The 12880-nt window shown below is 65.9% G+C and carries 4 protein-coding genes; 1 reads left to right on the top strand and 3 read right to left on the bottom strand.

The features are described 5' to 3' along the window. Positions 1-36: 36 nt before the first annotated feature. Genes FW800_RS18695 through FW800_RS18685 form a run of 3 tightly spaced genes read right to left on the bottom strand, consistent with a single transcriptional unit; the run spans position 37 to position 6161 of the window. Positions 37-2184 carry a TonB-dependent receptor gene (locus tag FW800_RS18695; protein ID WP_446438209.1) on the bottom strand — a complete coding sequence of 716 codons (2148 nt, stop codon included), beginning with the start codon at positions 2182-2184 and terminating at the stop codon, positions 37-39. Positions 2185-2217: 33 nt separating this feature from the next. Continuing rightward, positions 2218-5280: a hypothetical protein gene (locus FW800_RS18690; protein ID WP_446438208.1), complete on the bottom strand. Its 3063-nt coding sequence runs from the start codon at positions 5278-5280 to the stop codon at positions 2218-2220. Next, positions 5277-6161, bottom strand: coding sequence for an ABC transporter ATP-binding protein (locus FW800_RS18685; RefSeq protein WP_032876507.1), 885 nt, complete (start codon positions 6159-6161; stop codon positions 5277-5279). Before FW800_RS18685 ends, FW800_RS18690 begins: the two co-directional genes overlap by 4 nt. A 300-nt stretch (positions 6162-6461) precedes the next feature. Here FW800_RS18685 and FW800_RS18680 point away from each other — a divergent pair, with 300 nt between their 5' ends. Further along, positions 6462-12869: an amino acid adenylation domain-containing protein gene (locus tag FW800_RS18680; RefSeq protein ID WP_446438207.1), complete on the top strand. Its 6408-nt coding sequence runs from the start codon at positions 6462-6464 to the stop codon at positions 12867-12869. Positions 12870-12880 lie beyond the last annotated feature (11 nt).

Raw genomic sequence — 12880 nt, 5'->3', positions numbered from 1 at the left:
GAGCAAGCCCCTCCCACATTGCACCCAGTGGCTGCCTCAGAACTGATAGCTATACCCCACCCCCGCCGAACGCCCGCGCCCCGGCATCCCGGTCAGCACCGTGTCGGTGGAGTACGCGCCATACAGGTCATACCGCGCATCCAGCAAATTATCGCCCCACAAATAAACCTCCGACCCCCCACTCTCCAGCCCAAGGTGCAAGTCCAACTTGGCGTAACCCTTGAGGTCATAGTGGTTCTGCGGATCAGCCGGGCGGTTTTTCTGTACGCGGTAGTTGAGCAAGGTGTTCAAGCGCGGCGCGGGCAAGCCCAGCAGTTCACCCAAAGGCTTCTTCCAGGCCACACTGAAGTTTCCGCTCCACAACGGCACATCCGGCACGCGGCTGCCCTTGGCCACATCACCACCGGACACACCCGGTGCGTCCGAGGTCACTACCGCATTGGTGTAGCTGATGGCACTGCCCAAGGTCAGTGCATCGGTGACATGCCAGGTGCTCGACAACTCGGCGCCTTTGCTGCGGGTATCAGCATTCACTGCGCTGACTGCCAGGGATGTGAAGTCATAACCCAGCAAGTGATCATCCTGCACACGCGTAATGAACAACGCGCCTTCCAGGCTCAGTGCACCGCCTTCGCTTTCATGCTTGAAGCCGACCTCGGCGGAGTTCACCTTGGCCGCCTTGTAGGGTTCGCTGTCCTTGATCGAGGTGGCGTAGTCGTTAAACCCGGCCGACTTATAGCCCCGCGACAACACCGCATACACATTGGTCTGCGGCGTCCACGCGTAGTTCAGGGCCACGCGCCCGGTGTTGTAATCGTCCTGCAAGCGTCGGCTGTCGCTGACCAGCTTGCCGCCACCGCTGTAGTCGGCGCCGTAGGTCTTGCGGTCCCAGGTGTGGCGCAGGCCAGTAGTGAGTTTCCAGTCTTCGGCAATCGGGAAGGTGACTTCGCCGTAGGCGGCATAACTGTTGGTGGTGAAGTCGCGCAACTGCTTCGCGCCGTTGGTGAAGTTGTTGGAGTCAAAGCTGCGCTCGGAGCGCGACAGGTTCACCCCGGTCACCCAGAACACCTCGGCATCCGCCAGCGAACCCAGACGCAGGTCCTGGCTCCAGACCCGCTCGTGGGCCGAGTCTTCGATCAGGTATTCAAACGGTTGACCATACAGCGCCTGGGTGATGTTGCGGTCATAACCCTTGACCGCATTGAAGTCGGTGCTGGTGTAGGCGCTGATCGAGGTGATCCGGGCCTGGGCCAGGTCATGGTTGAGCTCGAAGGAATAACGCTCGTTGGTCTTCTTGTTGCCATTGAACGTACCCGGGGTGTAATCGAGACTCGGGCGATTGCCGAACGGGCGCAGGATCTCCGAGCCGGCATAATGATCGGCGCGCTGGCGTTCGACGGTCAGCAGGCCGGTGGTCCCTTCATCGTTGTCCCACAACAGGCTGCCGCGCAATGCCAGGTCGCGGGGCTTGGTCAGGGGGTCGCCATCCTGCTGGTCATCGACCCAGTTATCAAAGCCGCTGCGCCGCACGGCAAGTCGCCCGGCCAGGGACTCGGTCAGCGGCCCGCCCACTGCGCCCTCGGTCATGAACTGGCCCTGGTTGCCCACTTCGCCGCGCACATAGCCTTCCAGCTCACGGGTGGGTTTGCGGGTGGTGACGTTAATCGCGCCGGCCTCGCTGTTACGTCCGAACAACGTGCCTTGCGGCCCCTTGAGCACTTCCACTTGCTGCACGTCGAGGGTGGCCATTGCCGCGTTGCGCACCGACATCGGCACGCCGTCCACGTTCAGCACCACCGAGCCGTCATCCATGCTCATCTGGTTCAGCGAGCCGACCCCGCGGATGCGCACGTTGGCGTCGTTGGCGCCGCCCCAGGAGTTCACATCCACCCCAGGCGTGGTGCGCAAGGCATCTTCCAGGGTGCGTAACCGCCGGGTCTCAAGCGTTTTCCCATCAAGCACCGAGAGACCGAATGGAATGTCCTTGGCACTTTCCTGGGTCAACCGCGCACTGACCGTCACCGGCGCCAACTCGATGGTCTCGCTACTGGCGGCGGGTTGATAGTCAGCGGCATAGGCCGTGCACATCTGGCTGGACAAGGTCAGCGCCATGGCTTGGGTCAATACGTTGGCGCGCCAACCGAAAGGACGACGCAGCGGCTGGATAGACAGTTCAGATGACATGGCAAAGCTCCAAAAGACAGGGATGATTCAACTTCATTGCACAGGCCCCCAGCGCTTGAGCGCGGCGGCAATCACAGGATCGGAGGGCGCGCCCAGCAGGCCCTGGATCGCGGTTGGCCATCCCTGGCCGTTACGGACATCGGCGGTCAGCGCCGTGAGCTGTTCGGGAGTTTGCCCGGCGACCCAGTCAAGGCTGACCAGTGCGGCATAACTGGCGGCCCACCCCTGTTCGCGGGCATCGGCCAGGGTGCCGACGGGCTCACCGTCGTTGCCCAGGGCACGGGTCAGGTCGTCGGCCATCAGCTTGACCAGCGCTGCACGGGCATCAGCACCGTCGATGTCCTCCACACACAGCAGGCCCAGCGCACCTGCCACACCCTGGCTGAGCCACAGGTAGCCGGGGGTTTGGCGCAGGTTGCTCGCCTCGACCAGCGATTGGCGGGCAAGCAGTTCGGCGATATGGGCACGGCGCGTCCAGCGCCCGACGCCTGTCGGCGCCACGTCCCAATTGGGTGACTGGCCAAGCAGTAAATGGCCATGACTCAGACGGCTGGCACCCATGCCGACAGGCCACTGACTCAGTTGTTCGACGCTGGGACGGCTGCCCAGGCGCCGCGCCACACAGGCGCTCATCGCGTCCAGGTCCTCCTGCACTTCACGGGCGGTGTGCTCGCGGCTGATATCCTTCTGAGCCGACGTGGCATAGGCAAAGTCCAGCGGCCCCTCGCTGCTGCCGGTAATGGCCTGGCCATCGACCTCAAGCTGCCATTGCCAGTGCCCGGCCGGTGCAACGGCATCCACCGCCACCGCAGCGCCCGTCGGCAACCGGGGCACCGCTGTCGGCAACCCGGCTTCGCTGCGCTGGGCCGGTGCCCGCAACAACCGCTCGCTGTCCAGGCCCAAGCGTGGCACCACACGGTGCGCTTGCAGCCACACACCCTGAGGCCCAAGCCAGAATGCTTCACCCTCGGCAGGCCAGCCGTCAGCACTCACCGTCCAGTTCAACACCACCTGACAACCGCTCGCTGCGCACCCCTCCAACGGCACCCGCAGGTGCTCGGTGGCGTGTTCAAACACAACGGGGCGCCCCATCACGCTGACCGCGGTCACCTGCATACCCGGTGGCAACTCGGCATCGAGGCCGGTAGTGAGCACCCCATCCAACGTCCACTGGCCCACCACCTGCCGTGCGGCCGAATCGACCTGCACCTGCAACTGCCCGCCCGCCACCTGCCAGGCACTCGCCCCGGGCAGCCAGCGCCGCTCCCAGTCGGCGCGTTCGGCGCGTTGCTCGGCGACAGACTGGTAATCGCCCTGCTCCACCAAATGCCGCTGCAACAACACGCCGCTGCCAAGCAAGCCGACAGCACCCAGAGCCAGCAACACACCGGGCAAGCCGAGCAAGCCGCGGCGCACGTCGCTCAATCGACGACGCTCCGGCCCACGGGGCAAGGCCAGTGCCGCGATCGCGAGCATGACCAGGCAACCGGCCAGCTTCCAACCGGCCAAAGTCGTCAGAAAAGCCAGCCACGGCGCCCAGCCGGTCAGCAGTGACACGCCTACATGCGCAGGGATCGCCATGGCATAGGGCGGATAGGTGACCAGGCCCAACTCATGGTTGAGTACCAGGAAAAACGTCAGCAGCATCGAGGCGGCATACGCCAGCCCGGATCGGCGGATCAGCGCATGCACCAGCACTGTGAGCATCGCCAGCTCCACCAATGGAGGCGCGAACACCAACGCCTGATACACCAGCACAAAGCCCGGCGCCAGGCTGTCGGGCGCGGCAATCGCACTGATCAGCAAGCTGGCCAGGCCCGGCACCAGCGCAAGCGTCAGGGTCGCCAGCAGCACACAAGCCACCCGCCCCAGCAATCGCAACCACGCCGGGGCCGCAGTTGCCTGCAACATAGCGCCAAACCCTTCGACGTCATCGCGCCGGCACACCAGCCCAACCAGCGCCGCAACGATAAAGGCGATCACCAGGAACAACGCACTCGACAACAACGGCAGGGTCAGGTCCGCCCGGGGCACCATCGGTCCTCGCGCATGCCACACGCCGTGGACAAAGCCACTGAGCACACCCATCACCAACAGCAAGCCGAGCGCCACCCACCAGAGGCGCCGGGCAAACAGCTGGCGTACCTGCCAACGTGCCTCATGCCCCAGGGCGCGCGACCATTGGCTATGGGTCAGCGGGCCAGGCAAGGTCACTGCGCCTGCCAGTAACATCGGCGGCTCCGCCAGCACTGCCCCGCTGCGTTTGCCCATCAAGCCCTGGCGCGTGGTGCGCGCCAATACAGCGGCCAATAACAGCAGCGGCACAACGCACCACAACAGCCGGTTAAGCCAGAACCCCGGGGTCAAGGCCAACAGCGATTGGGATTTCTGCGCGGCGCTCCAGGTCTCGACCTGGGCCTGGGCAAAGGTGAACAGCGACGGGTCCAGGCTGGCAGCCAACAGCGGGTTGATATGTCCACCCTTGAGCACCACCACGGCAAACATCCACAGCAGCATCAACACCGTCGCCAACCCAAACGGTGCCGCCAGGCCACGACTGCGCAAGGCCAGCAGGTAATACAAGGCCCCAACCCCGGTGCTGACCGGCAACAGCAACGCAACCCAGGCAAACCCCAGCGCCGACCACATCGGTGCACCGATACTCGCGGCCGGCACCCAGCCGAGCCAGCCCAGTACCGGGCTGACCAGAAAGCCCACGATCAGCGAACTGGCGAGCAAGCCACCCACCAGCGCCGCGCCGATAAAGCGCCCCCACAGCAGCGCCGGCAGCGACAGCGGCAAGGCCAGCAGCACCTCTTCCAATTGCGCCTCGCGGTCGCGCAGTGCCGGTTGGGCGAACACCCAGGCCCAGGCGAAAAACAGGAAAAACATGCACCCGCACGACATCAGGTAGATCAGGCTCGGCGCATTGCGTGCGATGTCGCTGGCGCCCATTTTCTGCACATAGTCGGCATTGGTCAGGGACATCAGCAAATAGCCGGTGAGGCCCAGGAACACCAGGAGTGGAATGCCGCTGCGCAGCCCGGCGCGCACTTGCACCCAGGCCTCGCGCATCAGAAGAGCAAAGGTATTCATGCCGCGACTGCCTCGCCAGCCTGGGCCAGCGCCAGGTAATAGATGTCTTCCAGGCGCGGCGCGTGGGGCCTGAAGCGCGGATCAGCCGGACGTTCGCCGTGCACGATCACGCGGCTGCCGTCGGGGCTCGCCGCCACATGCAAGGCGTCGGGCAGCGGCTCACCACGACCGAACGACGCCTCCCATAAACGGCCCTGCTCAGCCTCGAGCAAATCCGCCGGGCGCCCTTCGACAATAATCTGCCCAGCGGCCAGCACCGCCAGGCGGCTGCACAGGTTCTCGACGTCTTCAACGATATGGGTCGAGAGCAACACGATGGACTCGGCCGCCACATCCGCCAACACTCGGTGAAAACGGTTGCGCTCGGCCGGGTCGAGCCCGGCGGTCGGCTCATCGACGATCAGCAAGCGCGGCGAGCCGATCAGGGCCATGGCGATGCCGAAGCGACGCAACATGCCGCCCGAATACGTGGCCAGCGCCCGGTGCGCGGCTTCCTGCAGGTTGACCTTGGCCAGCAAGCCCTCGACTTCCTCGCGGCGCTGGCGAGTGTCGGTACGCCCCTTGAGCCAGGCAAACCGATCAAGCAAATCCCGCGCACTCACCCCCGGATACGCCCCCAGCTGCTGTGGCAAGTAACCCAGGCGACGACGCAAATGCTCGGCGTCGGCCAACACATCCACACCATCCAGGTGGATGCTGCCGGCGTCCGGCTGCTGCAAGGTCGCCAGGGTGCGCATCAGGCTGCTTTTGCCCGCGCCATTGGGGCCGAGCAAACCGTACATGCCCGGCCCCACATTCAGGTCAACGCCGCGCAGCGCCTCAACGCCATTGTTGTAGCGCTTGCACAAACCGCGCACCTGCAAACCCGAATCGACTGACATCCACAACTCCCTCAAGGACAAGCCCTGCAAAAGGGCGGCGAGCGACGGTAGTCAAGGGCGGCGGCGCGGCTCTACCCGATTCAAGTCATTTTCCAACCGTATCCCGCACGCTGATCGGCGTTATGCCCCACCCCTCACACGCCCGAAACCGCGCAAGGGAAACGGATACGGGGCAAAAACGATTCGATCCGGGTAGTCGAGACAATGAGAATGACTAGCATCTCCTTCCACGCAATTACCTGCCCCTCAGCGCCTGGGCCAACGCCGGTCCGGGCCCTAGCGATGAGAAGACGTTGAGCCATGGCCACTCCCAGCACCTCAACCCTAACCCTGCTGCGCCGTTCCCTGTCCGAAGCCCTGGGGCAGCCTGCCGAGCAGATACCTCTGGAGGCCAACCTGATCGAATGGGGCCTGGATTCGGTCACCCTGATCCGCCTGGCAGGCCAATGGCGGCGTCAGGGTCTGGCCGCACGTTTCGCCGAGCTGGTGGCCGACCCGCGCCTGTGCGCCTGGCTGGCCCTGCTCGACACCGCGCCGGCTCCTGCCGCGCCCGTCAATCACAGCGCCGACGATGGCCAGCCTTTCGAACTGGCCCCCATGCAACATGCGTACTGGATCGGCCGTGCCCCTGGCCAGGCACTGGGTGGTGTGGCTGCACACTTCTATAACGAATTCGACGGTCACGACGTTGACCCGGCCCGCCTGGAAGCCGCCGTGCACGCCTTGTTGGCCCGCCACCCCATGTTGCGGGCGCAGTTCCTCGACGATGGCCGCCAGCAGATCCTGCCCCGCAGTCCATGGCCGGGGCTTAAAGTGCATGACCTGCGCCAGGCCGATGCCGAACAGCGGCAACACCATCTGCACGTCTTGCGCGCCGAACTTTCCCATCGTCAGTTGGCCGTGGAACACGGCCAGGTGCTGGACATCCAGTTATCACTGTTGCCCCAGGGCACGCGCCTGCACCTGAACCTCGACATGCTCGCCGCCGACGCCTTGAGCCTGCGTACCCTGCTCGGCGACCTGGTGCAGCTGTACCGCCTACAGCCGCTGCCCGCGCTGGATTACAGCTTCCCGCGTTACCTGGCCGACCTGCGCCTGGAGCACGCCAGCCCCGAGCACCGCGAGCGCCATCGACACGCCCGCGACTACTGGTTGCAGCGCCTGGACGCCTTGCCCGGCGCCCCACGCTTGCCCATCAAGAGCCAGGGCGATGAGCGCCAGGTGCGCCGCCGTCACCACTGGTTGTCGCCGTCCCAACGCCAGGCGTTCGAACGCCACGCCCGCGAGCACGCCCTCACCCCGGCCATGGCCCTGGCCGCGGTGTTTTGCGAAGCCCTTGGCGCCTGGTGCGAGACGCCTGAGCTGCTGCTCAACCTGCCGTTGTTCAACCGCATGCCTTTGCATACCGATGTCGAGCGCCTGGTCGGCGACTTCACCTCCTCGATCCTGCTGGCCTGGGACGGCCGCATGACCGGCACCTTCGCCGCCCGAGCCACGGCGCTGCAACGACGCTTTCATGGCGATGCCGCACACAGTGCGTTTTCCGGCCTGGAGGTGTTGCGTGAACTGTCCCGCCATCGCGGCGAGCAAGTGCTGGCGCCGGTGGTGTACACCAGCGCGCTGGGCCTGGGGGAACTGTTCGCCGAGGGCGTGCAGGAGAGTTTCGGCCAGCCGGCCTGGATCATTTCCCAGGGCCCGCAGGTGTGGCTGGACGCCCAGGTCACCGAGCTGGACGGCGGCATTCTGGTCAACCTCGACGCCCGCGAAGGGTTGTTCGCCGAGGGGGTGCTCGATGGCCTGTTCGATGCCTATACCGGCCTGTTGCAGCGCCTGTGCCATGATGCTGCGGCCTGGGATCAGACGGTGCCGGCGCTGGTTCCCGCCAGCCAGCTTGACGTACGCCGCGCCACCCAGGGCCAGCGCACAGCATTACCGGTGACACGCCTGCACGAAGGTTTTTTCACCCAGGCGCAGTTGACGCCCGCCCGGCCCGCACTGCTGCACGGCAACCACATCATCAGCTACGGCGAGCTGGCCGAGCGAGCCCTCGCCGTAGCGGCCTACCTCGAAGGCCAGGGCGTGCTGCGCGGTGACATCGTGGCGTTGCAACTGCCCAAAGGCCCCGAGCAGGTGATCGCTGTGCTGGGCATCCTGGCGTGCAGCGCCACCTACCTGCCCATCGGCGCTGACCAGCCCGAGGGGCGTTGCCGCAAGATCTGCCAGTCGTCCGGCGCACGCTTGCTGCTCACCCGCTTGCCGCACGCCGACACCGCGTTGCAAGCGCCGCGCCCCGGTGCGATCAGCGACCTGGCCTATGTTCTATATACCTCCGGCTCCACTGGTGAGCCCAAGGGCGTAGAGATCAGCCACCTGGCCGCCGCCAACACCCTGGAAGACCTGCAACGGCGTTTGCAGCTCAATGGCGAAGACCGAATCCTGGCGCTCTCCGCGCTGGAATTCGACCTGTCGGTGTTTGACCTGTTTGCCGCGCTGGCCAACGGCGCGGCGGTGATCCTCATCGAGCCCCAATTGCAACGCGACGCCCCACGCTGGCGTGAACTGGCCGTGCAGCACCGCGCCACTGTGCTCAATTGCGTGCCGGCGCTACTCGACATGTTGCTGAGTTGCGCCGACGCCCCACTGCCCCTGCGCGCTGTATTGCTCGGTGGTGACAAGGTCGCGCCGCAGTTGGCGCCACGTCTGTGGGCCCAGGCGCCCGGTTGCCGCTTCATGGCCCTGGGCGGCGCAACGGAAGCGGCGATTCACTCGACGCTGTTCGAAGTCGCCCCCGGCCAGGCACTGCACTGGCATTGCCTGCCCTACGGCAAGCCGCTGGATAACGTCAGCCTGCGCATCGTCGACCGGCATGGCCATGACTGCCCGGATTGGGTGGCCGGTGAACTGTGGATCGGCGGCGCCGGGGTGGCCGAGGGTTACCGTGGCGACCCGGTACGCAGCGCCGAACGATTTGTGCAGTACCAGGGCCTGCGTTGGTACCGCACCGGCGACAGTGCGCGCTACCACCCCGACGGCACGGTCGAGTTTCTGGGGCGCACAGACTTCCAACTCAAATTGCATGGCTACCGCATCGAAGCCGGTGAAGTAGAACAGGCGCTGCTGGCGTGCCCCGGCGTCGAACAGGCGGTGGCGCTGCTGGTCGGCCAGCACCTGGCAGCGGTGGTGCGCCTTGCAAATGGCCCGGAGCAGCCCACAGTGCTGGAGCTGCCGGACCTGGCCGAGCGCCTGCCGGCCTATATGATTCCCAGCCTGATCCTCGGCTGCGCGCAGTGGCCCCTGACAAGCAATGGCAAGGTGGATCGCAACGCACTCAACGGCTGGCTGGCCGACCACGGCAGCGCCGTCCCTGCCCAGCTGTCGCCGCCCTGCGGAGCCATCGAACAACAGGTGGCCCGCGCCTGGCAGCAATTGCTCGGCTGTGGCGAGGTCTGCCGTGAGCACAACTTCTTTGCCCTCGGTGGCGACTCCCTGAGCGCCACGCGCCTGGTGCGCCTGCTGGCCGAACAAGGGCTGGGGGGCGCACGGATCGCCCAGGTGTTTGCCAAGCCGGTGCTGGCGCAGTTCTGCACAGGCCTGCATCAACAGGCCCAGGCCGAAACACAACGCACCGTGGTACCGGACCTCGACCAACGTCACGCGCCCTTCCCCATGACCGAGGTGCAGCAAGCCTACTGGCTGGGCCGCGACCCCAGCCTGGTATTGGGCGGCGTGAGCTGCCACTTCTACCGCGAATACGACGTCGAAGACCTCGACCTGCCACGCCTGCAACACGCATTGGCACGCCTGATCGAACGCCACGAAACGCTGCGCACGGTGTTCGACCACACAGGCCAGGCACGCATCCTCCCCCAGGTGCCCACCTTCGTGATCGGCCAGCGCTACGCCTGCCTTGAAGACCTGCGCGAACACTGTGCCCACCGCGTGTTCGATCCCGCCCAATGGCCGCTGTTCGATGTGCAGGCCGTGACCCAGGGCCGGCACACGCGGCTGGCGATCAGCCTGGACAACCTGATTCTTGATGCCCTGAGCATCCTGCGTTTCTATGCCGAACTCGACGCGTTGTACCGCGAGCCGACGCTGGCCCTGGCACCGCTGCAGCTTTCATTTCGCGACTATCAAGTGCAATCCCATGTGGAACCTGACGAATTGCACGCCGCGCAACAGTTCTGGCAGGAACGCCTGCCCACGTTGCCGACGCACCCGCAACTGCCCCTGGCAAACGACCCCGCCAACCTGGGCCAACCGCGCTTCGAGCGCCTGCAAGGGCAGGTCAAGGCCGATGCCTGGCAAGCGATCCTGGCCAAGGCCCAGCAACACGGCCTGACTGCTTCGGCGGTACTGCTCTGCGCGTTTGCCGAAACCCTCGGGCGCTGGAGTGCGCGCCCCGACCTGAGTCTCAACCTGACCCTGTTTGACCGCCGGCCGGTGCATCCGCAGATCGATCAGGTCATGGGCGATTTCACCTCCCTGACCCTGCTCGGCTATGCGCCCAAGGTCGGCGAACGCTGGATCGACCGCGCACGGCGCACCCAGCAGCAACTCGGCGATGCGCTGGAACACCGCTGCATCGGTTCGGTGAGCTTGCTGCGTCAACTGGCGCGGCAACGCGGCGAACAGCAGGTCAACATGCCGGTGGTCTTCACCAGTGCCCTGGGGGTGCCGGATGGCACCGCCGCACCGGTAGACGGGCCGTTCGCCCGGCAGGTATTCGGCCTGACCCAAACCCCACAGGTATGGCTCGATCATCAGGTGGTGGAAGCCGACGGCGGCATCGCCCTGAACTGGGACCGCGTGGTCGGCCTGTTCCCCGAAGGGCTGGTCGAAGCCATGTTCGACGCCTACCTGCGCAGCCTCCACTGGCTGGCCGAACACGCCTGGGACGACGCGCCGCCAGACTTGCTGCCCCTGGCCCAGGCGCAACTGCGCGCCCAGCTGAATGCACCCGGCCCCGGCGTGCCGGGTGATCCGACCTTGCATCAGGGCTTTTTCCAGCATGCGCACCACGCCCCGCATCGCCCTGCGCTGTTGTGGGGTGAGCATGACAGCCTGAGCTACGGCGAACTGGCCGAACGGGCGTTGCGCATCGCCCGTAGCCTGATGGACGCAGGGGTGACAGCCGGTGACCTGGTGGCGGTGTCCCTGGCCAAGGGCCCGCAACAGATCGCGAGTGTATTGGGCGTGCTGGCCGCCGGCGCCGCCTACCTGCCAGTGGGTGTCGACCAGCCGTTGCAGCGTTGCCAGCGCATCCTGCAACAGGCCGGCGTCAGCCTGATCCTCGCCGAGCACGACCCACAGCTGCCAGGCGTCAAGCATCTCAAGCCGTCCCAGGCGCAAAGCGCCGAACCGCTATTGGCACCGCTGGCCGTGTGCGCCAACCAACTGGCCTACGTGATTTACACCTCCGGCTCCACCGGCCAGCCCAAGGGCGTGGAAATCACCCACCGCGCCGCCATGAACACCGTGGCCGAGATCAACCGCTGCTACGGCATCGACGCGTCGGACCGCGGTCTGGCGCTGTCGGCGCTGGACTTCGACCTGTCGGTGTATGACGTGTTCGGCCTGCTCTCGGTGGGCGCCGCTCTGGTGTTGATCGACGAAGACCAGCGCCGCGACGCCCGCGCCTGGCTCAAGGCCCTGCGACACCACCGCGTGAGCCTGTGGAACAGCGTACCGGCGCTACTCGACATGCTGCTGGAAGCCAACGCCCTTGAGCGCCAACCCCTGGCGCTGAAGGTGGCCCTGCTGTCGGGCGACTGGATCGGCCTCGACCTGCCGCAACGCCTGCGCCAACAAGCCCCGGATTGCCGCTTTATCGCCCTGGGCGGCGCCACCGAAGCGGCGATCTGGTCCAACCATTACGAGGTACGGCAACTGTTGCCGGGCTGGCGCTCGATCCCCTACGGCGTGCCGCTGGCGAACCAGGCTTACCGCGTGGTCGACGCCCTTGGCCGCGACTGCCCGGACTGGGTCACGGGCGAGTTGTGGATTGGCGGCGCCGGCGTCGCACGCGGCTATCGCCATGCGCCGCAATTGAATGCCGAGCGCTTTGTCGAGGGTTGGTACCGCACCGGCGACCTGGGCCGCTACCACCCAGGCGGGTTGCTGGAGTTTCTCGGGCGTGCCGACACCCAGGTGAAGATTCACGGCCATCGTATCGAGCTGGGGGAAATCGAAGCCGCGCTGGCCCGTCATCCCTGCGTGAACCGTGCCGTGGTGCTGGTCGAGGATCAGCGCCTGCTGGCTGCTGTCACCGCCAGCACCTGCGCCGAGGTGCTGGCCAAGCACCTGGTGCAATGCCTGCCCGCCTATATGCGCCCGGAACAGATCCTGGTGCTGGAACACTTGCCCCTGAGCAGCAATGGCAAGGTGGATCGCCGTGCCTTGCTTGCGCCATTGGCGGCTGCCCGGTCCCACTGCGTCGTGGATGAAGCCCCGCTGAGCGCCGCAGAGCAACTGGTCGCCGAGCTGTGGCAGCAGTTGCTCAACGTGCCCAGCGTGTCGCGCCACGACAATTTTTTCCGCCTGGGCGGCGACAGCCTGCTGGCCACGCGGTTTCTCGAAATGCTGCGCAGCCGTGTTGGCCTGGAATTGCCCATGGGCCAGTTGTTCGGCGCCGCCAGCCTGATGGAAGTGGCCCACGCGGTAGAGCGCCAACCCACCCCGCACACCGTTGAAGAGGGCGTCATCTGATGCCCGCGCAA

This window comes from Pseudomonas sp. 910_23 (assembly GCF_052850795.1).
The sequence above is the reverse complement of the archived record's forward strand: the minus strand, read 5'-3'. Positions and strand labels throughout refer to the sequence as shown.

Bases quoted from the DNA above. Each gene is read 5' to 3' on its own strand.
- FW800_RS18695 (WP_446438209.1), bottom strand. From the start codon at position 2,184: ATGTCATCTGAACTGTCTATCCAGCCGCTGCGTCGTCCTTTCGGTTGG.
- FW800_RS18690 (WP_446438208.1), bottom strand. From the start codon at position 5,280: ATGAATACCTTTGCTCTTCTGATGCGCGAGGCCTGGGTGCAAGTGCGC.
- FW800_RS18685 (WP_032876507.1), bottom strand. From the start codon at position 6,161: ATGTCAGTCGATTCGGGTTTGCAGGTGCGCGGTTTGTGCAAGCGCTAC.
- FW800_RS18680 (WP_446438207.1), top strand. From the start codon at position 6,462: ATGGCCACTCCCAGCACCTCAACCCTAACCCTGCTGCGCCGTTCCCTG.